Source organism: Nocardia sp. NPDC055321 (assembly GCF_053645575.1).
In genome coordinates, this window is the sequence record NZ_JBSHMS010000016.1 from 125,705 (window position 1) to 149,975 (window position 24,271).

The window sequence follows — 24,271 nt, forward strand, 5'->3', positions numbered from 1 at the left end:
GACGGGCCGAACGATGCGGTTCCAGCCGCCACCGACCGAGTCCCCGCGAGCGATGCGGGTCAGGAACGCGGGGCGGTGAGGCGCGCGATCGTCGCGCGGAAGTCCTCGGTCTGAAAGGACAGGTCCTCGGCGGCGTTGGCGTAGTCGAGGGTCGCCAGCACCGCGCGTTCCAGGTGCAGGTTCAGCAGGCGTTTGGTGGACTCCACGGCCTGGCGCGGGAGTTCGAGCATCCGCTTCGCGCAGGCCAGGGCCTCCGAGAGCGGATCGGCGACAACGTGATTGGCCAGACCCATGGCCTGTGCGCGCTCGGCGGGGATCTTCGCGCCGGTGAGGGCGTATTCCTTGGCCAGCAGCAGGCTGGTGTGCAGGGGCCAGGTCAGCGGTCCGCCGTCGGCGGCGACCAGGCCCACCTGCACGTGCGGGTCCTTGAGGTAGGCGGTCTCGGCCATGTAGACGATGTCGCTCAGCGCGACCAGGGAACAGCCCAGGCCGACGGCGGGGCCGTTGACGGCCGCGACCAGCGGCACCCGGCAGCGTGCCATCCCCAGCACGATGTCGCGGCCGTGGGCGATCGTCTTGGCGCGCAGGCGCGCATCCCGGCCCAGTTCGGCCAGATACGCGAAATCACCACCGGCGGAGAAGGCTTTGCCCGCGCCGGTGATGACCGCGACGCGCGCGTCCAGGTCGTCGTTGAGCCGGGACCAGAGCTGGGCTAGGCCCGTGTGCAGGTCGTCGTTGACGGCGTTGAGCGCGTCGGGCCGATTGAGGGTGATGATGCGCAGCGGGCCGTCGGCCCGGACGTCGATCTCTGCCGGCAGGTCGTACATGTCAAACTCCTAGTCCGAGAATGCGTGAGGCGATGATGTTCTGCTGAATCTGCGAGGTCCCGCCCATCACGCTCTGCGCGCGGCTGTAGAAGTACGCGGACAGCAGATCGGGATCCGAGGTGCCGCCGACCGCGAGCGCGGCGTGCCCGACCGCCTGGTCGACCCAGGTCATGAGCAACTTGTCCAGCGATCCGTCGGGACCGTGGGTGACGCCGTCGAGTTGTTCGGACAGTCGGCGGCGCACATGCAGGCGCAGCATCTCGGTCTCCACCGCCGCCCAGGCCAGATCCTCGGGCACCTCGTCCTGTGCGCGAGCGAGCAACTGGCGCACCAGTTTTCCGTAGCGCGCGGAGTAGCCGAGGGTGGAGGGCTCACGCTCGTGACCGACCACGGTCATGGCCAGCCGCCAGCCGTCGCCGGGCGCGCCGATCAGGTTCTCGACCGGAACCCGTGCCGCGTCGAAACTCACCTGCCCGAACTCGCGGGTGACCCCGTTGATCATGCGCAACGGCCGCTGCACCACACCGGGCTGGTGCATGGAGATCACGAACGCCGAAATGCCCTTGTGCCGTGGCACATCGGAGTCGGTGCGGGCCAGCAGCAGGCACCAGTCCGCGACATCGGAGTAGCTGGTCCAGACCTTGTGGCCGGTGACGACGTAGTGGTCGCCCTCGCGAACGGCGGTGGTGCGCAACGACGCCAGGTCCGACCCGGCGTCCGGCTCGCTGAAACCCTGGCACCAGCGCTGGGTGCCGTCGATCATGCCGGGCAGGAAGCGCCGCTGAATGTCCTTGTCGCCGTGCCGGCCGAGCCCCTGCACCAGGTATCCCAGGCTGGGGCGGGGCGGGGCGCCCGCGATGGCGAGTTCCTCGTCCACGATGACGTCGTAGACCGGCGGCAGGTCCTGCCCGCCGAATTCGCGGGGCCAGGACAGGCCGAAGAATCCGGCGCCGTACAGCGCGCGATGCCATTCGCCCTGGCGCGCCCAGTAGTCGTCGCCCGCGGTGGGGAACTCGCCGGCGGTCGCGGCGAGCCAGGTGCGCAGGCGGGCACGAAAGTCCGCTTCCCGAGGGGAGTCACGAAAGTCCATGGTCGATCTCCTTCAGGCCGACGGGGAACAGTTCGATGGAGGTGAGAACGCGGCGCAGGTAGACGTGCGCCAGGCACTCCCAGGTGTTGCCGATTCCGCCGTGCACCTGGATCGCGGTCTCGCAGACCGTGCGCGCGGCGCGCGCGGTGTAGAGCTTGGCCACGCGCGCGGCGCGCAACGCGTCGGGCGCGGGCAACTCGTCCACCGCCCAGGCGGCGTAGCGCAGCACGCTGATCGACCCTTCGATCAGGGCCTGGTTGGCGGCCAGCAGGTGGGCGACGGCCTGGTACGACCCGATCGAATGTCCGTACTGTTCCCGGACTTTCGCGTAGTCGACCGCCAGTCGCTGGGCGCCCCGGGCCGCGCCGAGCAGGTCCGCCGTGGTGGCGGTGATCGCCAGCGCGTGCCACTGGGCCTGCTGGTCGCGCGAGAGCACACCGAGCGGTTCACGGTGGCCCGCTACGAGGGCAGCGTCGCGGGTCAGGTCCGCGCCGGCGGCGATGTCGCCGGTCGGGGCCCAGAGCAGTTCCCCGTCCTCGAGGAGCAGGACCCGGTCGCTGCCGCGTGCGTCGATGGCCCGGTCCCGCACCGCGACGGTCCAGCGCGAATCGTCGCTTTCGGGCCGCCCGTGCAGGTCGTCGGCGAGCACCGGTCCCAGGAACGCGACGTCTACCAGGCCGCGCCCGAATTCCTCGGCCACCAGCGCGACTTCGACGCCCGAGGCGCCGTCGGAGCGCAGGGACCGCCAGCCGCTGGTCTCCACCGCCTTGTCCAGGCGCTCGCGGCGCTGCGCGTCATCGAGGCCGGCGACGCTGCCCGGACCCAGTTCATCGGCCAATCGCGCGGCGGCGGTGCGCAATTGGCGTTGTTCATCGGTCAGCCGGACGTCCATGGTTCTCCTTGAGGACTCGCCGCAGCGCTTTGCCCGAGGGCAGGCGCGGGATTTCGGGCACGTACACGACCCGATGGGGTCGCTTGTAGGTGGCCAGGCGGGCGCCGACCAGATCGACCAGCTCGGCTGCGGGCACCTCGGCGGTGGTGACCACCGCCGCGACGATCGCTTCGCCGTCGCGTGCGTCCGGTTCGCCGAAGACGGCGCAGTCGGTCACCGCCGGGTGTTCCAGCAGCACGGCCTCGATCTCGGCGGGGGCGACCTGGAAGCCGCGGACCTTGATCATTTCCTTGGCCCGGTCGGTGATGCGCAGCCAGCCGTCGCCATCGATTCGGCCGATGTCGCCGGTGCGGTACCAGCCGTCGTCGAAGGCTTCGGCGGTGGCCTCGGCGGGCAGGTACCCGGCCATCACCGAGTCCGATCGGCACTGGATCTCGCCGATCTCGTTGTCCGGCAGCGGTTCACCGGTCTCGCGGGAGACCACGCGAATGGTCACGCCGGGCGCGGGTTTGCCGACGCTGTCCAGGCGGGCCGCGCCGATCGGGTTGCAGGCGATGACCGGCAGCTCGCTCGCGCCGTAGGCGGGCAGCCAGCCCACGCCGGAGCGGCGGGTGACGGTCTCGGCGACCGCGGCGGTCACCGGCGTCGCGCCCCACATGATGAAGCGCAGTGAACTCAGGTCGTACTGCTCGAGATTCGGATGTCCGGCCAGCGCGAGCGCTATCGGCGCGACCGCCATCTCCACGGTGATCCGATCGTCCTGGATGCAGGCCAGCACAGTGCCGAGGTCGAAGCGCCGGTGCAGCCGCAGCCACGCGCCCGCCTCCAGGGCGGTGACGATATTGAGCAGGCCCAGAATGTGCGAGGGCGGGGTGGCGATCTGCATCCGGTCGGTGGCGGTGAGCGCGAGCACCTCCCGCCACTGGCGCACCGCGGTCGCGAGGGAACCGTGGGTGTGGCGGACCGCCTTGGGCAAACCGGTCGTGCCGGAGCTGAACACCAGCACCGCGTCCGCGGCCGGGTCGGGGTCCGGAAAAAGCTTGTCCGACGGGCGGATCGGTTCGTCCAGGTGGCGCGTGGGCAGCAGGTCGGCCAGGACCGGCTGATCACCGATACCGTGCACCGCGCCGGTGACCTTCAGCGCGTGCGCGACCTCGTCGTGCTTGTAGGCCGGGCTGATGAGCACGGCCGCCGCTGTGATCCGCCACAGCGCCAGCACGGCGACGACGAACTCCGGCCGGTTCGAGGACATCACGGCCACACGGTCTCCGGCGCGAATGCCGTCGCCGGACAGCTCGAGCGCCAGACCTGCGGCGAGCGCGTCGATTTCGGCGCGGGTGTAGTCGCGCCCTTCGAAGGCGAGCGCCGCCGCCGCAACCCCGGATGACATTTGAGAAGATCCCGTCTCGTGTAGGAGAATCATATTCTCACATTGATAGAATCTTAATACCAGGAGGTGAGGGTTCATGGCGAGAACACCCGCGTTCCAACGCGCGACAGTGACCCGGATCGTCAAGGAGAGCATCGACGCCCGGACCTTCGTGCTGGCCCCGCACACCGCGCCGATTCCGTACCGGGCCGGGCAGTTCTGCACCTTCAAGGTCACCATCGACGGGCGGGCGCTGTACCGCTCCTATTCGATGTCGAGTGCGCCCGAGACCGACGCCGAATTCACCACGACGGTCAAACGCGTTGCGGGCGGGGCGGTCTCGAACTGGATGCACGATCACCTCACCGAGGGCGACGAGATCGAGATTGCCCAGGCGGCGGGCCGTTTCTGCCTGCGCGACACCGATGTCCCGCTGCTGGGGTTCAGCGGCGGCAGCGGCATCACCCCGCTGCTCTCGCTGACCAAATCGGCATTGGCCACCACCGGACGCCGGATTCGCCTGCTCTGCGCGGACCGCGACGCCGACTCGATGATCTTCGAGCACGTTCTCGCGGACCTGGTCGCTCGCCACCCGGGCCGGCTGGAGGTGGTCCGGCACCTGGATTCGGCCGGCGGTTTCCTGGGCGCCGAGGCCGTGCGCGCCTTCGTCGGCGAGGACGCGGCCGCGGACCATTACATCTGCGGCCCCGAACCTTTCATGGAGATGGTCGAGCTCGCGGTGCCCGAGGGGGGAACGGTCTTCAGCGAACGCTTCGGCGCCCCCGCGCCGCGGGTGGCCGTCGCGGCGGCACCGGACCGGCCCGCCCCGCCCACCGGCACCGTCACCATCATTCTCAATCGCAAGAAGAAGTCGGTGCCCCGTCAGGAGGGCGAGACGCTGCTCGAGAGCGCGCGGCGCGCGGGCCTGGCGCCGCCGTTCTCCTGCGAGGCCGGCAATTGCGCGACCTGCATGGCCAAGGTGACCTCCGGGCATGCCACGCTGCGACGGAACGAAGCCCTCACCGACGGCGAACTGGCCGAGGGGTATGTCCTGACCTGCCAGGCGGTTCCGGACACCGACTCGATCACGGTCGACTACGAGTGAGGCGCGAACTCGTCACCGCCTGATGCCCGGACGATCGGGCATCGGGCGGTGACCCGGGGTTACGTGCCGAGTCAGCGGAGCTCTCGGGCGAGCTCCGCGATGACCGTGCGGGTGAGCTGCTTGGAGGCGATCAACTCCGCGACGGTGTCGCCGATCGGGAGCAGGCGCACCGACAGATCGGTGGCGCCGGCCTCGGCGTAGCGGCGCAGGCCCGCGGCGATGGTCTCCTCGTCACCGGCGATACACAGGTCGCCGATATCGCGCGCTTCGCCGCGCTCGAGCAGGCGCTGATAGTTCGGCGAGATCTCGGCCTCACCGAGTATGCGATTCGCGCGCTCCTTGGCCTCGTCGATATCCGCACGCGCGCACAGGCATACCGGCAGACCGGCGACGACGCGCGGGGCCGGGCGGCCCGCGTCGGCGGCCGCCTTGGTGATCTTGGGGACGATGTGCCCGGCGATCGCGCGCTCGTCGGCCATCCACAGGATGGTGCCGTCGGCGCGCTCCCCCGCGACCCGCAGCATCACCGGCCCGAGCGCCGCGACCAGCACGGGCATCGGCGCGACCGGCGTCAGATCGGTCGGGTTGTTCACGTCGAACGAATCGTTGCGCACCCGAACGGGTCCCGGCCCGGTCACCGCGGCATTGAGTACCTCGAGATAGTCGCGGGTGTAGGCGGCGGGCTTGTCGTACGGCAGGCCGAGCATGTCGCCGACGATCCAGTGATGGGACGGCCCCACCCCGAGCGTGAGGCGGCCGCCGGTCATCGCCTGGACCGACAGCGCCTGGCGGGCCAGGGCTATCGGATGCTGCGCCTGCAGGGGCACGACCGCCGTGCCCAGTTCGATGCTGGACGAGCGCGCGGCCATGGCGGCGATGGCGGTCAGGGCGTCGAAGTCGGTGGGTATCTGCGGAATCCACGCCGTGTCCAGGCCCGCGGATTCGGCCCATTCGATGTCACGCAGCATGCGTTCGAGCTTGCGGGCGGTGTCGCCCTTCTCCGGCCCGATCATCACTCCGATGCGCACGGTTCCTCCAAAATTAGTGGTGTTCATCCGGTTTCGGACGCGGTCAGCCCGCGAATCTCGGTGACCATCGCCTCGGGTGCGGTGCCGGTGGTGAAGACCGCGGCGGCGCCGGCGCGCAGCAGCGCGGGGACGTCCGAGCGCGGGATCGTCCCGCCGATCACGACCGCGATGTCGGCGGCGTCGGCCGCCCGCAGGCCGGTGATCACGCGACTGGTCAGCGGCAGATGCGCCCCGGACAGCACGCTCAGGCCGATCACGGCGACGTCCTCCTGCAGCGCGATGGCCACGATGTCCTCCACGCGCTGGCGAATTCCGGTGTAGACCACCTCGAATCCGGCATCGCGCAGCGCGCGGGCGAGGATCTTCGCGCCGTGGTCGTGACCGTCCAGCCCGGGCTTGGCGATCAGTACGCGCACGGGCACCCGCGCCGCGTCGTCCGGCGCGACCCGCCCCGGCGTTCCCGGGGACAGCGGCTGCTTGTGGTCGCTCATCAGCGGATACGTTACTTGCGAAAAATGAGAATGCCAATACCATCAGATGGAAACGCATATTCACTCACTGCGAGGAGCGCCATGACCGAACCGGATCGCCCGCTGACCGACCGCACCATGGTGATCTCCGGGGCCAGCCGTGGCATCGGGCTCGCGATTGCCGTCGCGGCGGCGGCCCAGGGCGCGAACGTGGTGTTGCTGGCCAAGACCGCGGAACCCCATCCGAAGCTGAGCGGCACCGTGCACACCGCCGCCGCCGAGATCGAGGCCGCCGGCGGCAAGGCCGCCGCGGTGATCGGCGACGTGCGCTCGGAAGAAGACGTTCAGCGTGCGGTCGACACCGCGATCGAACGCTTCGGCGGTGTGGATCTGTGCGTGAACAACGCCAGCGCCATCGCCACCGAGGCCACGGAGGAGTTGTCCGCCAAGCGGTTCGACCTCATGCAGGATGTGAACGTCCGCGGCACGTTCCTGCTCACCCGGGCCTGTCTGCCGCACCTGCGCGAGTCACCGAACGCGCACGTGCTGACCCTGTCCCCGCCGATCAACATGAACCCGCGGTGGCTGGGGGCCCATCCGGCCTACACCGTGTCCAAGTACGGGATGACCCTGCTGACGCTGGGGTGGGCCGCCGAATTCGCCGGTACCGGAATGGCTTTCAACTGCCTCTGGCCCGAGACGTTCATTGCCACCGCCGCGGTGGCACATATGGCGGATTCGGAGAATTTGCTGCCGAGATCGCGCAGTCCGCGCATTATGGGCGATGCGGCCGTCGCCATCATGACCCGGCCCGCTCCGCAAATCACCGGCCATTGCTTCATCGACTCCGACGCCGTCACCCGCTACACGACCACCGACGACCTGTCCGGTTACGGCGGCGGCGATCACCCCAAGCTCGACCTGTTTCTCGACTGAGTCACCGGGACGGGCTGCCCGAGCACACGAATTTCACTGCCAGAGAGAACCGATCATGCGTCAACTCCACCCCGTCCCCGAGCCCGCCGACTCCGATGCCCCCGTCCACGTGATGGTCCGGGACGTCCTGGACTACTTCGGCGCCTGCGCGCACTGCGGCTATCCCGCCCAAGCGTCGGAGGTCGTGAGCACCTTCCGCGACGGCCGCGTCCGGGTCGCCATGACACCGACCTGCGGTCTGCCCTGCGGGTGGCACGGGCGCCCGCGCCTGACCGAGTCCTCGGTCGACCAGCTGCCCGAACTGCGAACCGCGTTGCGGGAGAACCGAGTCGCCTGAGTGCCATCGCCCTGCCCTGCCCCGACTCGTCGCAGCGAGGCGGGGCAGGGACACCGGTAGACGTGGAACGGCCCGGTGTTCAACTTCTGCGCCAAGCTCGCGCCCGCACTCGCCGCCGGCTGTAGCAGTGTGGTGAAACCTGCTGAGGAGACACCGCTTTCGGCGCTGGTGCTCGATCGCATTCTCGCCCAAGCCGGCGTTCCGGATGGGGTGGTCAACCTCATCACCGGGTACGGCCACACCACCGGCGCGGCGATCACCGCGCATCCCGATACGGACTGAACCTGGTGTGCGGAGTCTGCGGCCTCTTGGTGGCGACCGAGCAGAGCGATTGCTGGGTCGTGCCGTTCGTCTTTCTCTCACCGACCGCGGTGATCGCTCGTGGTGGTCGGGGCTGGCCAGGGCACACAGCGTGGACGTACTCCCGCCGATACCCGTACAGGATTGTTCGGCGGTAGTACGCCCGGGCCCGAATCGCTGTCGTGCGAGCTTGATCGGTCCTCGCACGACCGGCGCTCATGTCCGCCTACCCGGATACGGTGATCACGATCTTCGCCCTGGCGTGTTCGGACTCCATGTAGGCGATGGCGGCGGGAGTCTCGTCCAGGGGGTAGGTCCGGTCGATGGCCGGGCGGACGTGGCCCGCCTCGATCAGCTCGCGGAGCTCTGTCAGGGACGACGGGGTCTGCTCGGCCTGGGGGACGCTGATCGAGGGTTTCACGAACGGGCGGGCGAGCTGGCCGCGTGCGAGCAGGCCGACGGGGCCGAACACGCTGCCGCCGTCGAAGTTTCCGCCGCCGGACAGGACCAGGGTGCCGGTCGGTTCGACCAGGCGCAGAAGCTCGCGCAGGCCGCGTGCGCCCGCGAGGTCCAGGACGGTGTCGTAGCGGCCGGTGACGGTCTCGCGGGTGTAGTCGAATACGTGCCCGGCGCCGAGCGACTCGGCCGCCTCGACATTGCGGGTGCTGCAGACCGCGGTGACCTCGGCGCCCTTGGCACGGGCGATCTGGACCGCGAACGTGCCGACCCCGCCGGAGGCGCCGATGATCAACACCCGCTCCCCGGACTTGATGTGGCGCAGGCAGGTCAGCGCAGTGTTGGCGGCCAGCGGTACGGCCGCCGCCTCTTCGAAGCTCAGGTTCTTCGGCTTTCGCTCGAGCAGTGCGCGCGGGACCGCCAGGTACTCCGCGAATGCGCCGCTGACCGCCTCCCCGAACACCTCGTCCCCCACCGCGATGTCGGTGATCCCGTCACCCACCGCCTCGACCGTCCCCGCGAAGTCCCCGCCCTGCACCAGGTTCGCCGGCCCCTTCCGCCGGAACACCGACCGATCCATCCACCGCGCGATCTTCGGATCCCCACGCATCACATGCCAGTCCCGCGCGTTGATCGACGCCGCCCGGACCCGGACGAGCACCTCCCCCGCCCCCGCGTCCGGTCGCTCGACGTCGCCCACCGTCAACGCCGCCGACGACCCATAAACCCGCTGCACGATTGCCTTCACCCCGATAACGCTAGGCGTCCCGGCCGCCCGGACACATCAGGGAAGTCCCCGGGGTGTCCCGGATTCGGGACGTCCTCGGTCACCGGCCGTAGGGCTTGCCTTCGAATCCGTGTGTACGCATGTCCTGGGCGTCACGCAGGTACGGATTGGTCGCCGGGTCCAGGCCGGCCAGGAACGCGTTCACGAGCGCCCGCGCCGCGTCATTCGTCGTCCAGGTGAAGCTCGGCCAGAAGAACTCCGGCGGCACCGGCTTCCAGATCAGCTGGGAGTCTTCGTCATCCGGATCGTCGTCCGCGAGGGCATAGGTTGCCTCGGCCTTGTCGAGGGCCTGATTCAACCAAGTCGAGAATCCAGCGTGCGACCCCATCACCTGACGGGCCAACAGAATCAGCGACATGCACTCACCCTGCAGGTCCTCACCGATGACGGCCGACCCGTACACCCAGAAGAGCAGCGTTCGGCAGACCCACAGCGGCTCTTCGGCTTTCGGCGGCGCCTGATCTCCGAACACCGGCGGATCGGTCAGCCGCGCGTAGTGCAGGTCGGCGCATAGAGCCCACGCAGCGTCGATGCGCAGCAACGCGTCTCGCACATCCGCCGCCGGCGCGACACCGTCCACACGCGCCACAACCCACCGCGCCGCGGCGACGCCGAGCCCGAAAATAGCTTCGTCCCTGAGCGCCCCGAGCCTGTCGGCCAACGCGGGGTCGCGCTCATCGTCGTCGTCGAGCACTGTGTTCCGGGTCGGCTCGTCCCATTCGAAGTCGAAGGGCAGGCTCGACAGCGACATCTCCGCCAGAAAACCCCCGGCTCCCCGATCCGCGACACCGAACGCACCATGAACAGCCATCGGACCGGTCGAGACCGGAGAGAGGTGCTCGGACATCAAAGGTTCTCCATCACGTGCGTTCCAGGTGCGGCGGTGGTCGCCGAGCGCACACCTTCCACGACGAAATGCCGGAACGTCAAGGCGCTGTGCGGAATCGACGGTCGTCACGCCCTTCAGCAGGTCGCCAACGAGCCACCACGACACCGCGCGGCAACCGATGACGCGACGCTCACGGCCCATGGCGATAGGGAATGCTGGAGCGGTGAGCAACCTACCGCGAGGCTGGGATCCGATGACCGCGGTTCCGAACACCCCGTATGAATCGGTCTACCACGGTGACAAGTGGGAGGACCGGCACTGGATGAATGTGCCGGGGCCGTTCTACACGGGCCAGACCGATACCTGTTGGACCGGAAGGCTGCACGCGCCCCACAACGTGCTCTACGGCGGTAGATATTACAACGAGTTCATCTACCGCCAGCCTCGGTCACCGGCCGAGGTCGCATGCGTGCTGGTGGCGGCGGCCGAGGACCCCTTCGATGGTTACGCATGGGACGGGGACTCGCGGTGGACCCCCGCGGCCGTTCGCGCATGGTGGAGCGGCCGCGCCGAGGTCGCCGACCATCTCATGGAGTTGCTCGCCGAGTTCACGGGTCCGAAGGCTCGTGCCCAGGATGCGGAGCCGGCGGCAGGTGTCCGGGACTTTCTCACCTATCTCGCGACCGATCTCGAGACCGATCTGCGGGCCTACGTGTTCAGGTTGGAGAACGGGCGATACCCGGACACCGACGACCCGCTGCCGAACCTGTAGCGGCGCCTGGGGATCCGCTGCCACGTAGCGGCCTGACCGAACCGGACTCGTCCCCGGCGACGCGGAGAGGGCTTACATCCCGCCTCGGTGGGCAGGGGCAAACCCGCGTCGTCGCGTCGCCGCGTTGTTGGGCTCGAACAGCGATATCGTCGGCTGCATGGGGACAGCGCGTCGGGTCTTGGCAGGTGCGGTCGCACTCGGGAGTGGGGCGGTGCTTCTCCTTACGGCGGCTTGTGGGTCGTCCGACAACGAGTTGTTTCCCGGGACGTCGCCGTCCACCACGTCGAGCTTCCCCTCCAGGACCAGCGAATCGATCAGTCCCCCAACCCCATCCACCTCGACCAGGGTCGTGCCGTCTCCCCCGACCAGCATCACCGTGCTGGAGCTGCCCGCCGACGGATCGACGCCGGTCGCACCCGGAACGGCGTGTGGCGCGTCGACCGGCCAGCCGATCGTCAAGGTGGAGGCCGGGAACGTCTCCTGCGACGAGGCCGAGGCGGTGCTCGCGAAGTACCGGGCGCTGCCGCCCGATCCGGCGGCGGGCAACACCAACAACCGCACGTTCGACGGGTGGCAGTGCATGAGCCCCACCTACGGGATGTCGCTGGAGCTGGGGTACGGGTCCAGCTGTCGCCACGAGGCGCGCGGGGTGCACTTGACGACGCCCGTCATGGTGCGCTGACCGCCCGCGCCACCACGACGGGATCTACTGCGCCACGGCGTCGCGGCTTCCAACTTCACCGAGCGATCAACCCACCACGGGAGGTCCCTGCCTTACCCTCCTTCGTGTTCCCTCGATATCGGTGATGCGGGGGAAGGTGTATTCCATCCACCATGTCGCGCCTGCCTCACGGCACGCGTGAACCACGGAGGTGTCCTGTGGGCCTTCGGTGTGGCCGAACCTGATCACGTCGAACGGTGAAGCCGTGCCGCGTAAGGCCGTGACTTTCTCGAGCATGACCGCGAGGTCGCCCGGCTCGACCTCCAGGCCGTAGTGGTCGGCGCAGATCATCCCGTCCCAGCGGGCCGCGCGGGCCAGCGGTTTGGTCGCGGACTTGGTGGCCGCGGTCCAGATGGGTACTCGGGGGCGCTGAACGGTCGGGGTGAACCCATTCGTTCTCAGCTCATAGTGGGGGCCATTGTGCTCGACCGCGCCGCCACCCCAGAGCTGGTCGAGAACGGTGAGCGCCTCGTCCAATTTCGCGGCGCGTTCGATGGCCGTGCCGGAGTCTCCGAAGGCGGAATAGTCCGGCAGTGCGGCGTAGCCGGCGCCGGCGCCGAAAATGACGCGTCCCGCGGACAGCTGGTCCAACGTGCCGACCTCCCGCGCGAGTTTGGCGACGTGCCGCCTCGGCACGGGAGTGACGAGGGTGCCGAGTCGGATGGTCGACGTCGCAATCGCCATGGCGGCCAGCGCGATCCACGGATCCACCGCGGGTTCGATCACCTCCAGGTGGTCCCAGAGGAACACCCCGTCCCACCCGGCGATCTCCGCGTCACGGGCCAGCTCGGCCAACACCGCGGCGTTTCCGCAGCAGCCGAAATTCGGTAGATAGATTCCTGTTTTCACCTGTGTACCGGTCCTGTTGGATCAATGACTCGATATGAGTCGAGACGCCCCCGGGCGAGATCATCGATCCGCGAGGGCAGTGGATATGCCGCTGGTCCGTCAGCCCCGTGCGGAGCCATCGACGATGCGGCGGAGCTGGTCGTAGAACTGGTCATCGTCGTCACCGGGCACCAGGTAGTGCGAAATAGATACCCGGACAATGGCTCCCGCGATGACGTCGGCGTCGTCGATGTCTCCGAGGGTGTCCCGCACCCACCCGCGGACCACGGGAATGATCCGCGTCAGTTCACCGAGTTCGTGCACGGGCTCGATCTCGATCAGATTCCGGAGTGGATAGGACTTGGTGCAGTCGGCGATGAAGCGAAGCATCGCGTCGACACGCTGCTCTCCCGTGGTCCCCGCCAGGGCGGCGCGAACCGCCTCGTACACGACCTGCTCCTCGTGGCTGCCGAGCGCGTCGAGGAGCTTCTCCTTGGAGGAGAACAGGCGATACAGGGTCGGGCGGGAAACCCCCGCCTGCGCGGCCACTTCGGACAGGTTCAGCGCCGTTCGGCCTCGCCGGCCGAGTACCGTCGCGGTCGCCTTCAGGATCCGAGTTGTCGTCGAAGCATCGTCGGCGAACCACTGAATGCCCGTCATGACGATCCTTCCTCGGTCGATGAGCTGACAGCTTCGGAAAGCTACGCCGTGCGAACATGATTCCATCCGGGCGATCAGCGTTCGGCAGCCGGTGCCGTCAGGTCATGGCGCGCTGATCCTCCGAACAGGCACGTTGCACCACCCCGCCACGCTGGCGGCGCTGACTCGCCGGAGGCCGGCGCGGTCCACGGTGTATTCGGGCATCAGGTCCAGCAGCGCGTTCAAGGCGAGAGCGCCTTCCATTCGAGCCAATGCCGCGCCGAGACAGCTGTGGATGCCGTAGCCGAAACCGAGATTGTGGCTGGAGTATCGGCGGGTTATGTCGAAGCGGTCGGCATCGGCGAACTCTCGATCGTCGCGCGTGGCCGCGGCGAGCAGGAGCAGCACGGGACTGCCCTCGGGGATGGTGACGCCGTGCATCGTGACATCACGGGTGGTGACTCGCACGTCGTATTGTGCGGGCGGCTGGTAGCGCAGCAGTTCCTCGAAAGCGCCGGGCACCAACCCGCGGTCTGCGCGCAGTGCCCGCCATTGCTCCGGGTGTTCCGCGAACAGAACCATGGCGTTGCCGATCAGCTTCGCGACCGTTTCCGCGCCCGCGCCGCCCAGGAGTGAGATGAAACCGGCGATCTCGAGGTCGGTGAGACGGGTCGGAACGCCGTCGCCGCGGTCGATTTCGGCCTGGGTCAGCCGGGTGATCATGTCGTCCCGCGGCGTGCGGCGACGTTGTGCGATCAGTTCCATGTACAGCCGCGCGGCAGCGCGCACCCCGTCGACCGCCTCGGTGCTGAAAGCGGCGTCACCCGCCGCGCGCTCCAGCGGTTTGGCCAGCCAGCCGCGGATCTGTTCACGGTGTTCCTCGGGCACGCCCAGCATCGTGGCGATGACATCGAAGGGGAACAGGTCCGAGAAGTCGGCGACGGCGTCGAAGGATTCCGGGTCGAGCCTCTCGAGGTGAGAGTCGATGACCGCCTTGACCATCGACTCCATACCGGCCACGGCCCGGGCGGTGAACGCCTTGTTGACGAGTCGCCGCATTCTCGTGTGCTCGGGCGGATCCATCATGATGATCATCGGCCCGCTCGGCAGGGCGACCTCGGGATTGAGCACCATATCCAGGGTTACACCGTGCGCCGAGGAGAAGGTGCCGGAATCCTTGATGCTCGCCGCGACATCGGTGTAGCGACTCAGCGCCCAAAACCCCTGCGCCGCATTGTGATAGACCGGGGCTTCGTCACGCAGCCGACGGTAGGTGTCGTAGGGATCGGTGAAGTACACCTCTGAAAACGGATCGAACTCCAAGGGATTGGACTCGACGTCGATATGACCGCGCATCGTTGTATCTCCTTCACGCGACGTCCACACCGCCGGCACGACGCCGAACGGGTAACGCTGGCAATGTTACAGATATTACACATTCTGTAAATAGTGTTTCAGCACAAGGCAGTTCGCATCCCACCGGCGAAACAGGACTGTCGATGACGACCTCGCCACGGCACCCCATAGGCCCGATCTATGGCTACATAGCGCGGCGACGGCTACCGACGCGGGACCGCCGAGCGCATCCTCGAGGTAGTTGATCCCGTCACCGCGGGCGAGAGGAGCGAGACATGACACGGCAGCGCCGGCGACCCACCTTCGCGGAGTGGCTCGGCTACACGGTCGGACGGTCGATGCCCGGCGACCTGCGGGACTGGGTGTTGCGGGACCTGACCGGAAAGCACGCGTACACAAGGCATCTCGTGCGGGGGATGACCCCGTTCCTGCCGGTCTTCGCGGTGTTGCTCTTCGCTTTTCCCGGAGCGTTGTGGCTGCGTCTCGCCATGACCTTGCTCGCGCTCATTCTCGCGCTGTTCTACTGCGCGGCCTATATGGCGCCGAACCGGGCGCATCGACTGGCCCAGCACGGCCTGCCCGCCGATCTGGACGCGCCGGGGGTGCTGCACGCCACCGCGCGCGAACGCGCCCGTTACGCGATCAATCACCCGCACTGACCCGGCTCGGGACCGCATCCTTCCTTCAAACCTTGCAGGCTCTGCACTATTTGCATACTCTGCAATTGTTGATCGGCTCAAGTTCGCCGAGCCCTCACACGACAGAGCGAAGGGATGCGGAATGGCCGGCCAGGACACTCGAGCAGCGCGGCGCCGGGCGACAGCCGCGTCGATCGAGAAGGCGGCGTTGCGTCAGGCGGTCGAAAGCGGCAGCGCCGCGGTCACCGTCGACTCGATCTGCGCCGAGGCCCTCGTGTCGGCGCGCACGTTCTACAACTACTTCCCCACCCGTGACGCCGTGCTCGCGGGGCAGAAGTGGGAGTCGATCCCGCCCGAGGCGGCCGAACGGTTCAGCGCGGCCGAATCGACCGACCTGCTGGAACCGCTCGTCACGCTGTTCGTCGACTCCGGACCGCAGACCGCGGCCGAGCGCGAGCTGTTCCAGTTGCGCCAGCGGCTGTTCGAGCTCGAACCCGGGTGGGCGCAGCAGGCCATGGCCGGGTTCACCGAATGCGTCGAGGATGTCGTCGCTCTCGTCCTGGCCCGGTGGGAGGGCGAAGGCCGCTCACCGGCCACCGAACCGGACCTGCCCGCCCTCGCCCGTATGTCGGTCATGATCGTCGGATCGATCCTGCAGACGGGCATGCTCGACTCCCAGCCGCCCGGCACGGACGAGCCCGAGTCCCCCGATCAGCTGATCATGCTCGCTCGCAAGGCAATTCAGAACCTCATCACCTGACCTCCAACCATGTCTCGCCCTATTCCTGGCGCGCTTCGGCGAGTCCGGCGGATTCGTCGCGCGCACCGAACCTTCATCGGAGACCTGTCATGAGCACCAGCCCACCCACCACCCTCGTCATCGGCGGCAACGGCACGACCGGCAGCCGCGTCGTCGCCGGTCTGGAACGACTCGGTGCCCCCACCCGAGTCGGCTCCCGGCGTGGCACCCCGCCCTTCGATTGGCATGACGCGCGCACCTGGAGCCCCGCCTTGGATGGGGTGGATCGCGTCTACATCGCACACCCCGCCACCATGGGCCAGGAAGCCATCGACGAGATCGGCGCTTTCGCGAAACACGCCGTCGAGGCCGGAGCCAGCCGCCTGGTCCTGCTCAGCGGCTATGGGGCCGAGGACATCACCGGTCCCGCCGAGAACGCCGTCGAATCCTCAGGCGCCGAATGGACCTTCGTTCGCCCGAGCTGGTTCAACCAGAACTTCGACGCCGGCGACGACTATATGTTCGGATTTCGTGAGGCCATCCTGTCCGGCAACCTCGTCGGCAACCACGGTCAGGCCCGGCTCGGATTCGTCGACGCCGACGATATCGCCGCGGTCGCCGTCGCGGCGCTGACCGGCGACGAACACGTCGGGCAGTCCTACGATCTCACCGGGCCCCAACTCCTCACCTTCGCCGAGGCCGTCGCCCACATCGCGCGAGCCACCGGCCGCGACATCACCTACACCCACCTCGAACCCGTCGACTACCGCGAATACCTGATCGCACAGGGCATTCCGGCTGAGGACGCCGACTGGATGGCAGACATGGCACTCACCGACGACATACTCGCTGACGGCGTACAACGCGTACTCGGGCGAGCAGCCACGGACTTCGCCGACTATGCCCGTCGCACCGCCGCCACCGGGGTCTGGACCCCGTAACCACCGAGGCGAGACCGGCCATGGCCACCGGAAACGCTTCAGTTGAACGCCGCACCGGTATCCCCTTGGACGGCGCGGCGGCTGATCATTCCGCAGCCGCACGTGGCCTCGGCATTCGCACCGAATGCCGAGGCCGCTCGGACGAATCGAGGACGTGACCGGCGCTCAGCAGCAGGCCCAGCAGACCCGCGGCCCCGGGTCAGCGGGGCATCAGGTTCGTCCACTGTCCGTCGGCAGGCGTCGCCAGATCGGACTGGCGATAGATCTTGCCGTCGGGGGCAACGTATTTCCCGGTATTGGGGTCGTAGCCCGCGAAGCCGATGCCCGGGGACAGCAGGTTGTCGGGACCACCGCCGGTGTCGTGGCGAGGGTCGGGATCAATGCCCTGGTTCTCCAGATTCGGATCCCGGGGGTTGGGACCCAGGACCGGCTGGTCGGACGCGAGCGGTACGTACTCCTGATCGCTGTTGCAGAGGGCGGCGGAGGGCGCTCGTTTGCCGGGATGGTTGACGCAGGGGAAGTTCCGGGCGCCACGCACCGCTATCTGGGAGTCCTGGGGCAGTTTGCAATACAGGTCTTCGGGGGTGTCGATCGTGGTGATGTCGGCGGGGGAACGCCACTCCGATTGGGGGAGAAAGCCGACCGTACAGGCGGGCGGATCGGAGGTGCCCGACAGCCGGAAGGTGCCCAGGCCCCAGCCCGAGGCGTTGTTGGTGGGGTGCACGGCCTGGATCATCGAAACCGCAGGGGGCAGCAGAACCAGGAGCTGTTCCAGGCCCGCGTTGTAGGTGACCGCGAGCTGGCTGACGGTCGTCAGGTTCGCCAGCAAGATCGGAAGGGTCGGTTTCAAGGTGTCCAGCAGCGCGGTCACGTCGCCCGTGGCGGACGGGCCGGTCTGCAGCAGAGCACGCACCTGGGGATCGTTCGCGACGAGCTGCGCGGTCACCCCGGACAGGCTCCGGGTCCACACCCGGATGGCGTCGGCCGTGCGCGCCTGCGACTCCAGCAGCGGCGCGGTGTCTTCGATGAGCGTTCGGGTCTGGCTCGCCACCCCGTTCAGGTCCGCGGACAGCGTGCCCGCCGAGGCCATCAACGAATCCAGGTCGTAGCCGACACCGTTGACGCCCTCGAACATCTCGTCGAGCAGATCGCTGAGCTTGTCCTGCGGAATCGTCCCGACCAGGGCGCTGAGCCGATCCAGCATCGGGCCGACGGCCTGCGGAATCTTGGTGTCGCGCAACGCGATCACCGAGCCGTCGTGCAGGTACGGTCCGGAATCGGTGCGCGGGCGCAACTCGACGTACTGTTCGCCGACCGCCGACACGCTGCGCACCTCGGCGTCCAGATCCGCCGGTATACGCCAGGATTCGTCGATGGCCAGGGTCGCGTGCACCCCGTCCCGCGTCAGCTCCACCCCGGTGACCTTGCCGATCTCCACCCCGCGATAGGTGACGTTGCCGAAGCGGTAGAGCCCGCCCGCGGCGGGGAGCTCGACCGTCACCCGGTAGCTGCCGATGCCGGCCAGGGTGGGCAGGCGCATATACACGGTCGCCATGACGACCAGGCCGATGACCGACAGGATCGAGAAGATCACCAATTGGGTTCGCACGAAACGCGACAGCAGCATCAGCGCTCTCCCGGATTCTCCGGCGCCGGCTCGATGCCGACGGTCAGTGGATTGTTGACCTGGCGGGCGTAGCCGGGTTCGCCGACCGCCGCCTGGATGACCGCCGTCGGATCGCCCCACGGCGTGCCCAGCAGCAGTTCCTTGCGCAGGCGCGGCACCGTGAGGTCAACGGTGGCAACGAGATTGATGTAGTCACCCTTGATCGCGTGATCGACGCCGTACTGCCCGTAGGGGTACACCGTCGCGAAGGCGATCGCGGAACTGATGTCGGAACCGACGTCGGCGAGGGTGCGCACCGTCGGTTCCAGATCGGCCAGATCCGCGAGCAGGTCGTCGCGCACCCGATCCACCACCCCGGACGCGGTGTCGCTGAACGTTCGGAGCCTGTCCAGGGCGGTCACCAGATCCGGGCGCGCGGCGATGAGGGTGTCCAGCGCGGGCGGTAGCTTGCGCAGCGCCTCGCTCACCACGTCCCGCTGGGCGGCGAAGGTGCCCGCCAGTCGTTCCACCCCGCCGATGGCGTCGATGATGTTGGCGCGCTGGGTATCCAGGGTGCCCAGCACAGTGTCGAGCCGGGTCAGCAGGGACGCGATCCGGTCCTGCCGGCCGGTGAACGCCTCGTTCAAACCGTGGACGATATCGCCGATCTGACCCAGGCCGCCGCCGTTGACGACCAGCGACAGCGACGCCAGGGTCTGCTCGGTGGAGGGGTACGTCGAGGACGAGTTCAGCGCGATGGTCGCGCCGGATTCCAGCCGCCCCGCCGGCGCCACACCGGGCGGGGTGCTCAGCGCGAGGTGGCTCGAGCCCAGCAGGCTGGTCTGCCCGATCACCGCGACGGCATTGGCCGGGATCACGGTCCCCGGGCGAATCCACACCTGCACCCGCGCGTGCCATCCGCTCAGCCCGATATCACCGACGCTGCCGACCACCACATCGTCGATCATGACCGGCGAATTCGACACCAGCGTGCCGACATCGGCCATCTCGACGTTCAGGACCGTGGAGCCCGGCTCGTGCCCGGCCGCACCGGGCAGGGACACCGAGTTTACGCCCTGCCAGCCGCAGCCGGTGGCACTGAACATCGCGCACGCGCCCAGCAGCAGAAGCCTGCCGCGGCGCGGAAGCCGCTGTGCTGTCATGGGAGTCCTCCGCCCGGGAACAGTATGTCGATCAGGTTCGGCAGGGTGGGCCCGGCCGCCTGGGTGTCGACGACCTGGGGAATGAGCGCCGGGTCGGTGTAGAGCAGGTTCTTCGGATCGGCCGACGGGCCGATCGCCGGATTCACCGCGAACGGCAGATAGTTGAACTCGAGCAGTTTCAGGAACGGGCCCAGGTATTCGTGACAGCGCGCCGCGGCGTCGGCGGACGTCGTGTTCTCCAGGCTGGCGATGCCGCCGCAGATGAACTGGATCGGATTGGTGAAATTGTTGAGCGAGAACACGCCCGGGGTGGTTCCGGTGTCCGCGTTGTAGATGTTGTAGAAGTTCGCGAAGCTGTTCGGCGCGAGATGCAGAATTTCCTCCACGTCCGAGCGCTGATCGACCAGCACCTGCGTGACGTTCGCCAACCGCTGCACCTGCTCCCCCAGCCGGTCGCGATTCGCGTTCACGAACCGCTGCACATCCCCGATGGCGACCGACAGATTCACCAGCGCCGCATCGAGATCCGAGCGCGAATCGTTCAGCAGGCTGGTGAGGGTGGCCAGGCGATCCTGGAATTCGACGATCTGCACGTTGCTGTCGCGCAGCACGCTGACGAAGGTCTGCAGATTCTTGATCGTGTCGGCGATACTGCCGCTGCCCTCGGCGAGAATCCTTCCCACGCCGGACAATTGGGTGAGTGTCTCCCGGAGCTTCCCGCCGTTACCCGCCAGCGCGTCGGCGGTGCTCTCGATGAATCGGCCGGTCGTTGAGGTCTCCGCGAGGGCGCCGTCCGGACCGAGATCGGTGGACAGTCTTGCCAATTGGGTTTTGACCTCGTCCCACTCCACCGGGACCGCGGTGCGCTCGAGGGGAATCACCGCGCCGTCCTCGAGCACCGGGCCCGATCCCCGATGGGAGGGCGTGAGCTGGACGTAGCGGGCCGCGATGAGGCTCTGCGCCACGATGACCGCTTTGGCGTCGGCGGGAACCTCGATGTCACGGTCGACCTCGAGGACCATCTCCGCGGTCGTGCCGCGCGGCTCGATGGCCGCGATCCGGCCCACCCGGACCCCCGCCACGCGCACGTCGTCACCGACGTAGATGGCGGTCGTGGCACTGAAGACCGCGCGAATCTGCTTGGGCTCGAACCAGGTTCGCTGCACCACGAGGCCGGCGGCGGCCAGCGCGAGCAGGACCGCGGCGAGCGCGGCCAGACGGCGTACGGGCAGCCTGCTCATCGAGGCCCCTCCCCGGAAGGCAGCGGTACGTTGCCGAACTGCTGCTCGATGAACGGCTGAATCAGCGACCCCGGCAGCAGATTCACCACGTAGGCGTTATAGAAGGGCCCGCTCGACACGATCTCGCCCTGGGTGCGCATGATCTTCACGAATCCGGGCAGTGCCTTCGAGAGGTTGTCCCGATTGCGTTCGAGCATGGCGACCACCGAGTTCAGCCGGTCGAGCGTCGGGGCGAGTTCGGCCTCGTTGTCCGCGACCAGGCCCGAGAGCTGGCGGGCCACCGCCGCGGTGTTGGCCAGCAGATCTACCACCGCCTGCCGGCGTTCGGTGAGCACACCCAGCAGGGCATTGCCGTTGAGCAGCAGGGCGTTGAGCTGATCGCTGCGCTGCGCCAGGATGCCGGTGACATCGGCTGTCGCGCCGAGCAATTCGCGCAGCGAGCCGTTGCGCTCGTTGAGCGATTGCGAGATCCGGCTCAGTCCCTCGAAGGCCGGGCCGAGTTGCGGTGCGACGCGGTCCAGGGTCGAGGACAGCAGTGCCAGTGACTGATTCAGCGCCTGGGTGTCGACCTCGGACACGTTGGTGGTGAGGTCGCCGACCGCGTCGGTCAGCGAATACGGCGAGGACGTGCGTTCGACCGGGATGACCTGCGACGGGCGCAGGGTCCCCGAGCCGTCGGAGATCACCGTCAGCATCCGTTTGCCCAGCAGCGAACCGGTTTTGATGTGCGCGGTGCTGCGGTCGCCGAGCCGGATGCCGGACTCGACCGTGAACACCACCCGGGCGTCCCCGTCGCGCAGGCTCACCCGCGCGACCGAACCGACCTTGACCCCCGACACGATCACCTCGTCGCCGGTGGTGAGACCGCCCGCCTCGGTGAAGACCGCCGTGTAGCGGACCGTGGTGCCCCAGCTGGTGATGCGCTGGGACTGCAGACCGATGAAGATCACGCAGATGATGACGACGACGCCCACCACACCGTGGCGCGCCAGATTCCTACCGCGATACTCGAGCATGGCTACGCGCTACACCTTCCCGTGTCCTGTTTGACCGCGGGCAGCACGACGACCTGTCCGGACGGATCGTTGACCCGCACCGAGATCGAGCACAGGTAGTAGTGGATGAAGTTGCCGTAGGTGCCGGTGCGCGCCATCTTGCGGAAGTTTTCCGGCGCCAGCGCGATTCCGCTTTCGAGGCGATCGCGGGTGTCATCGAGCTGTGGTGCCAGGCGCGCGAGTTCGTCGACCGTGCCTGCCAGGCCGGGACGCGCCCGGGTGAGCAGGTCCGCGAGCGAGGCCGTGCCGTTGTCGAGCGCGGTGACGGCCGCGCCGATCGGGTCGCGCTCGGCGGACAGCTCGCTGACGAGCTGTTCGAGCCGGTCGATGGTCAGCCCGAACTGTTCTCCGTCCGTGGACAGGGTTGCCATGACGGTGTTGAGGTTGTCGATCAGCTGCTGCACCACGGCGCCGTTGTCGGCCAGGGTGGTGGTGAAGGAGGTGGTGCGCGCGAGCAGCGAGCCGACCGTATCCTCCTTGCCCTGCAGGATTTCCAGCAGCGACCAGGTGAAGCCGTTGACGTCGCGGGCGTTCAGGCCCGAGATCACCGGCTTCAAGCCGCCGAGCAGAACGTCGAGATCCAGTGCGGGCGTGGTCTTGTCGGCGGGTATCCGCGCGCCGGCGGACAGTATCTCGGTGCTGGCCGGACCCTCGGTGAGTTCGAGGTAGCGGTCGCCGACCAGGTTCAGATAGCGCACCGCGGCCTTGGTGCCCGTGGTCAGGGCGACCGTGCGGTCGGTGTCGAAATCTACTGTGACGGTGTGGTCGTCGAGCAGCTTCACGGTGCCGACCGTCCCGACGCGCACCCCCGCGATGCGGACGGTGTCCCCCGGGCGCAGGCCCGAGGAATCGGTGAACACCGCAGAGTACTTCGTCGACGCCCCGCCCCGGAAGTCGCCGAACACCAGAATCAGCAGCCCCGAGAGCACGACCATGACGACCGCGAACGCGGCGAACTTCAGCAGCGGTCCGTTGCGGCGATCCATTACCGGCCCCCGTTCGCCGCGCCGGTCCCGAACAGCAGGTGCTGCAACCACTCCGAATTGAAGGTGATGCCCTGCTGCCCGCGCGCGTACGGATTGGCGCCGACATCGGCGACCACGAACGGCGGATGGGTGTCGTAGGGCACCGGCACCACCGAGCACTGCGGTCCACCCGAGGCCGCGACTTTGGGCAGGTTCTCGGGATAGGTGTAGGGGAAGGTGCCGAACAGGAAGTTGGCCGAGATCATGACGCCCTCGGCCTCGGCCGGTGGCAGGCGATCGAGTTTGGCCATGCCCGTCACCCCGCAGCGCAGCGCCTCGCGGTACTCGTTGGTCAGGGACAGGGTCGGGCCGAGCAGATGCAACGTGCTCGCGAGCGAGTCGGCGTTCTCGGACAGGACCTGGTTTCCGGTATCGGACAGCCCGATCACCCCGGTCAGGAGCGCGTCGAGGTTCTGCTGCTCCTCGACCAGGGTGGAGGCGATGGTCGTGGCGTCGGCGGCGGTGCTGACCAGCGCGGGCGCGCCGTCGGCGTAGGCGGCCGCGACCGCGGGCAGGTGCGTGAGGTCGGCGTCCAGTGCGGGGAGCGCCGGTTCCAGCTGTGCCAGAAAGGATTCCAGATCGGTCAGCAGCTGGCCGATGCGCTGGCCCCGGCCCTTGGTGGCGGTGGCGATCGCGCCCAGGGTCGCGTTGAGCTTCTCCGGTTCGATCCTGCCGAGCACCTGGGTGAGCTGCTGAAAGATGGTGTTGATCTCGACGGTCACATGGTCGGCGTCGAAGGTCTGGCCCGCGGACAGCGCTGCGGGCGAGGGGTTGTCGGGCGCGATGAACTGCACGTATTTGGCGCCGAACACGGTGGTCGAGGCGATGTCGACCGACACGTTGGCCGGGATACGGGACAGCTGCGCGGAATCGATGGCCAGCCGGATCACCGCGACGCCGTCCGCGCGCTCCTCGATCCCGGCGACCTTGCCGACGGTCACCCCGCGCATCTGGACCTTGGCATCGGGATACATGACCAGCCCGGCCCGGCCCGCGAGCACGGTCACCGGCACGGTCTCCTCGAGACCGCCTTCGAACAGGGTGACCGCGCCGCCGACGGCGCCGGCGATCATCCCCATGGACAGCAGACCCACCAAGGGGCGCAACAGATTCGAGAACAC

General features: G+C 68.2%; 25 protein-coding genes and 1 pseudogene. 9 read left to right on the forward strand and 17 right to left on the reverse strand.

Annotated elements, in window-relative coordinates:
* Positions 1-59: 59 nt before the first annotated feature.
* From ACWIGI_RS25500 to ACWIGI_RS25515, 4 genes are read right to left on the reverse strand one after another with little or no spacing between them, the layout of a single operon-like run.
* The gene (locus tag ACWIGI_RS25500; RefSeq protein WP_454204972.1) at positions 60-827 is read right to left on the reverse strand and encodes an enoyl-CoA hydratase/isomerase family protein; all 768 of its coding nucleotides are present in this window, start codon (positions 825-827) and stop codon (positions 60-62) included.
* A 1-nt stretch (position 828) separates the two neighbouring features.
* Positions 829-1,917, reverse strand: coding sequence for an acyl-CoA dehydrogenase family protein (locus ACWIGI_RS25505; protein ID WP_454204973.1), 1,089 nt, complete (start codon positions 1,915-1,917; stop codon positions 829-831).
* Entirely contained in the window at positions 1,904-2,809 is a 906-nt protein-coding gene (locus tag ACWIGI_RS25510; RefSeq protein ID WP_454204974.1) for an acyl-CoA dehydrogenase family protein, read from the reverse strand. Before ACWIGI_RS25510 ends, ACWIGI_RS25505 begins: the two co-directional genes overlap by 14 nt.
* Positions 2,787-4,199: a class I adenylate-forming enzyme family protein gene (locus tag ACWIGI_RS25515; protein WP_454204975.1), complete on the reverse strand. Its 1,413-nt coding sequence runs from the start codon at positions 4,197-4,199 to the stop codon at positions 2,787-2,789. Before ACWIGI_RS25515 ends, ACWIGI_RS25510 begins: the two co-directional genes overlap by 23 nt.
* Before the next feature lie 76 nt (positions 4,200-4,275).
* Here ACWIGI_RS25515 and ACWIGI_RS25520 point away from each other — a divergent pair, with 76 nt between their 5' ends.
* Positions 4,276-5,283, forward strand: a complete 1,008-nt coding sequence (locus tag ACWIGI_RS25520) for a 2Fe-2S iron-sulfur cluster-binding protein (protein ID WP_454204976.1) — start codon at positions 4,276-4,278, stop codon at positions 5,281-5,283.
* A 71-nt stretch (positions 5,284-5,354) separates the two neighbouring features.
* On the opposite strand, the gene ACWIGI_RS25525 is transcribed toward ACWIGI_RS25520, so the two are convergent.
* Positions 5,355-6,311, reverse strand: coding sequence for an LLM class F420-dependent oxidoreductase (locus ACWIGI_RS25525; protein WP_454204977.1), 957 nt, complete (start codon positions 6,309-6,311; stop codon positions 5,355-5,357).
* A 23-nt stretch (positions 6,312-6,334) separates the two neighbouring features.
* A complete protein-coding gene (locus tag ACWIGI_RS25530) occupies positions 6,335-6,733 on the reverse strand; it encodes a cobalamin-dependent protein (RefSeq protein WP_454205093.1) in 399 nt (132 codons plus the stop codon).
* Between the two features lie 150 nt (positions 6,734-6,883).
* Between ACWIGI_RS25530 and ACWIGI_RS25535 the strand changes: the two genes are divergently transcribed.
* The 3 genes and pseudogenes from ACWIGI_RS25535 to ACWIGI_RS25545 all read left to right on the forward strand — a co-directional run.
* On the forward strand, positions 6,884-7,717 hold the full coding sequence (locus ACWIGI_RS25535; protein ID WP_454204978.1) for an SDR family oxidoreductase: 834 nt from the start codon (positions 6,884-6,886) through the stop codon (positions 7,715-7,717).
* 55 nt (positions 7,718-7,772) lie between these two features.
* Positions 7,773-8,054, forward strand: coding sequence for a hypothetical protein (locus ACWIGI_RS25540; protein WP_454204979.1), 282 nt, complete (start codon positions 7,773-7,775; stop codon positions 8,052-8,054).
* Between the two features lie 63 nt (positions 8,055-8,117).
* Positions 8,118-8,333: pseudogene (locus tag ACWIGI_RS25545) on the forward strand (aldehyde dehydrogenase family protein); the annotation flags it as partial.
* 247 nt (positions 8,334-8,580) lie between these two features.
* Here ACWIGI_RS25545 and ACWIGI_RS25550 read toward each other — a convergent pair.
* Both ACWIGI_RS25550 and ACWIGI_RS25555 read right to left on the reverse strand, forming a co-directional pair.
* Positions 8,581-9,558, reverse strand: a complete 978-nt coding sequence (locus ACWIGI_RS25550; protein WP_454204980.1) for an NAD(P)-dependent alcohol dehydrogenase — start codon at positions 9,556-9,558, stop codon at positions 8,581-8,583.
* A gap of 79 nt (positions 9,559-9,637) precedes the next feature.
* Positions 9,638-10,627 carry a hypothetical protein gene (locus ACWIGI_RS25555; RefSeq protein ID WP_454204981.1) on the reverse strand — a complete coding sequence of 330 codons (990 nt, stop codon included), beginning with the start codon at positions 10,625-10,627 and terminating at the stop codon, positions 9,638-9,640.
* A 52-nt stretch (positions 10,628-10,679) separates the two neighbouring features.
* Between ACWIGI_RS25555 and ACWIGI_RS25560 the strand changes: the two genes are divergently transcribed.
* Positions 10,680-11,198, forward strand: a complete 519-nt coding sequence (locus ACWIGI_RS25560) for a ferredoxin (RefSeq protein ID WP_454204982.1) — start codon at positions 10,680-10,682, stop codon at positions 11,196-11,198.
* A 349-nt stretch (positions 11,199-11,547) separates the two neighbouring features.
* Positions 11,548-11,880: a hypothetical protein gene (locus tag ACWIGI_RS25565; RefSeq protein WP_454204983.1), complete on the forward strand. Its 333-nt coding sequence runs from the start codon at positions 11,548-11,550 to the stop codon at positions 11,878-11,880.
* Positions 11,881-11,946: 66 nt separating this feature from the next.
* Here the strand turns inward: ACWIGI_RS25565 and ACWIGI_RS25570 are convergent, their stop codons facing one another.
* From ACWIGI_RS25570 to ACWIGI_RS25580, 3 genes are all read right to left on the reverse strand, one after another.
* Entirely contained in the window at positions 11,947-12,768 is an 822-nt protein-coding gene (locus ACWIGI_RS25570) for an LLM class flavin-dependent oxidoreductase (protein WP_454204984.1), read from the reverse strand.
* Positions 12,769-12,867: 99 nt separating this feature from the next.
* Positions 12,868-13,407 carry a TetR/AcrR family transcriptional regulator gene (locus ACWIGI_RS25575; RefSeq protein WP_454204985.1) on the reverse strand — a complete coding sequence of 180 codons (540 nt, stop codon included), beginning with the start codon at positions 13,405-13,407 and terminating at the stop codon, positions 12,868-12,870.
* Between the two features lie 102 nt (positions 13,408-13,509).
* Positions 13,510-14,742: a cytochrome P450 gene (locus ACWIGI_RS25580; protein WP_454204986.1), complete on the reverse strand. Its 1,233-nt coding sequence runs from the start codon at positions 14,740-14,742 to the stop codon at positions 13,510-13,512.
* 275 nt (positions 14,743-15,017) lie between these two features.
* Here ACWIGI_RS25580 and ACWIGI_RS25585 point away from each other — a divergent pair, with 275 nt between their 5' ends.
* From ACWIGI_RS25585 to ACWIGI_RS25595, 3 genes are all read left to right on the forward strand, one after another.
* Complete coding sequence (locus ACWIGI_RS25585; protein WP_454204987.1) at positions 15,018-15,401, forward strand: DUF5313 family protein; 384 nt, start codon at positions 15,018-15,020, stop codon at positions 15,399-15,401.
* Between the two features lie 121 nt (positions 15,402-15,522).
* Positions 15,523-16,140: a TetR/AcrR family transcriptional regulator gene (locus ACWIGI_RS25590; protein WP_454204988.1), complete on the forward strand. Its 618-nt coding sequence runs from the start codon at positions 15,523-15,525 to the stop codon at positions 16,138-16,140.
* 89 nt (positions 16,141-16,229) lie between these two features.
* Entirely contained in the window at positions 16,230-17,060 is an 831-nt protein-coding gene (locus ACWIGI_RS25595; RefSeq protein ID WP_454204989.1) for an NAD(P)H-binding protein, read from the forward strand.
* A 199-nt stretch (positions 17,061-17,259) separates the two neighbouring features.
* Here the strand turns inward: ACWIGI_RS25595 and ACWIGI_RS25600 are convergent, their stop codons facing one another.
* From ACWIGI_RS25600 to ACWIGI_RS25625, 6 genes are read right to left on the reverse strand one after another with little or no spacing between them, the layout of a single operon-like run.
* Positions 17,260-18,684, reverse strand: coding sequence for an MCE family protein (locus ACWIGI_RS25600; RefSeq protein ID WP_454205094.1), 1,425 nt, complete (start codon positions 18,682-18,684; stop codon positions 17,260-17,262).
* Between the two features lie 2 nt (positions 18,685-18,686).
* A complete protein-coding gene (locus ACWIGI_RS25605; protein WP_454204990.1) occupies positions 18,687-19,829 on the reverse strand; it encodes an MCE family protein in 1,143 nt (380 codons plus the stop codon).
* On the reverse strand, positions 19,826-21,070 hold the full coding sequence (locus tag ACWIGI_RS25610; RefSeq protein ID WP_454204991.1) for an MCE family protein: 1,245 nt from the start codon (positions 21,068-21,070) through the stop codon (positions 19,826-19,828). Before ACWIGI_RS25610 ends, ACWIGI_RS25605 begins: the two co-directional genes overlap by 4 nt.
* Entirely contained in the window at positions 21,067-22,086 is a 1,020-nt protein-coding gene (locus ACWIGI_RS25615) for an MCE family protein (protein WP_454204992.1), read from the reverse strand. Before ACWIGI_RS25615 ends, ACWIGI_RS25610 begins: the two co-directional genes overlap by 4 nt.
* 2 nt (positions 22,087-22,088) lie before the next feature.
* On the reverse strand, positions 22,089-23,111 hold the full coding sequence (locus ACWIGI_RS25620; RefSeq protein ID WP_454204993.1) for an MCE family protein: 1,023 nt from the start codon (positions 23,109-23,111) through the stop codon (positions 22,089-22,091).
* A complete protein-coding gene (locus tag ACWIGI_RS25625) occupies positions 23,111-24,271 on the reverse strand; it encodes an MCE family protein (RefSeq protein WP_454204994.1) in 1,161 nt (386 codons plus the stop codon). Before ACWIGI_RS25625 ends, ACWIGI_RS25620 begins: the two co-directional genes overlap by 1 nt.

What these genes read in the sequence shown, in the direction of transcription:
- ACWIGI_RS25575 (WP_454204985.1), bottom strand. Translation starts at nt 13,407, where the DNA reads ATGACGGGCATTCAGTGGTTCGCCGACGATGCTTCGACGACAACTCGG.
- ACWIGI_RS25515 (WP_454204975.1), bottom strand. Translation starts at nt 4,199, where the DNA reads ATGTCATCCGGGGTTGCGGCGGCGGCGCTCGCCTTCGAAGGGCGCGAC.
- ACWIGI_RS25605 (WP_454204990.1), bottom strand. Translation starts at nt 19,829, where the DNA reads ATGACAGCACAGCGGCTTCCGCGCCGCGGCAGGCTTCTGCTGCTGGGC.
- ACWIGI_RS25540 (WP_454204979.1), top strand. Translation starts at nt 7,773, where the DNA reads ATGCGTCAACTCCACCCCGTCCCCGAGCCCGCCGACTCCGATGCCCCC.
- ACWIGI_RS25560 (WP_454204982.1), top strand. Translation starts at nt 10,680, where the DNA reads ATGACCGCGGTTCCGAACACCCCGTATGAATCGGTCTACCACGGTGAC.
- ACWIGI_RS25505 (WP_454204973.1), bottom strand. Translation starts at nt 1,917, where the DNA reads ATGGACTTTCGTGACTCCCCTCGGGAAGCGGACTTTCGTGCCCGCCTG.
- ACWIGI_RS25610 (WP_454204991.1), bottom strand. Translation starts at nt 21,070, where the DNA reads ATGAGCAGGCTGCCCGTACGCCGTCTGGCCGCGCTCGCCGCGGTCCTG.
- ACWIGI_RS25580 (WP_454204986.1), bottom strand. Translation starts at nt 14,742, where the DNA reads ATGCGCGGTCATATCGACGTCGAGTCCAATCCCTTGGAGTTCGATCCG.
- ACWIGI_RS25510 (WP_454204974.1), bottom strand. Translation starts at nt 2,809, where the DNA reads ATGGACGTCCGGCTGACCGATGAACAACGCCAATTGCGCACCGCCGCC.
- ACWIGI_RS25520 (WP_454204976.1), top strand. Translation starts at nt 4,276, where the DNA reads ATGGCGAGAACACCCGCGTTCCAACGCGCGACAGTGACCCGGATCGTC.
- ACWIGI_RS25535 (WP_454204978.1), top strand. Translation starts at nt 6,884, where the DNA reads ATGACCGAACCGGATCGCCCGCTGACCGACCGCACCATGGTGATCTCC.
- ACWIGI_RS25500 (WP_454204972.1), bottom strand. Translation starts at nt 827, where the DNA reads ATGTACGACCTGCCGGCAGAGATCGACGTCCGGGCCGACGGCCCGCTG.
- ACWIGI_RS25555 (WP_454204981.1), bottom strand. Translation starts at nt 10,627, where the DNA reads ATGGGCCGTGAGCGTCGCGTCATCGGTTGCCGCGCGGTGTCGTGGTGG.
- ACWIGI_RS25615 (WP_454204992.1), bottom strand. Translation starts at nt 22,086, where the DNA reads ATGCTCGAGTATCGCGGTAGGAATCTGGCGCGCCACGGTGTGGTGGGC.
- ACWIGI_RS25595 (WP_454204989.1), top strand. Translation starts at nt 16,230, where the DNA reads ATGAGCACCAGCCCACCCACCACCCTCGTCATCGGCGGCAACGGCACG.
- ACWIGI_RS25620 (WP_454204993.1), bottom strand. Translation starts at nt 23,111, where the DNA reads ATGGATCGCCGCAACGGACCGCTGCTGAAGTTCGCCGCGTTCGCGGTC.
- ACWIGI_RS25590 (WP_454204988.1), top strand. Translation starts at nt 15,523, where the DNA reads ATGGCCGGCCAGGACACTCGAGCAGCGCGGCGCCGGGCGACAGCCGCG.
- ACWIGI_RS25585 (WP_454204987.1), top strand. Translation starts at nt 15,018, where the DNA reads ATGACACGGCAGCGCCGGCGACCCACCTTCGCGGAGTGGCTCGGCTAC.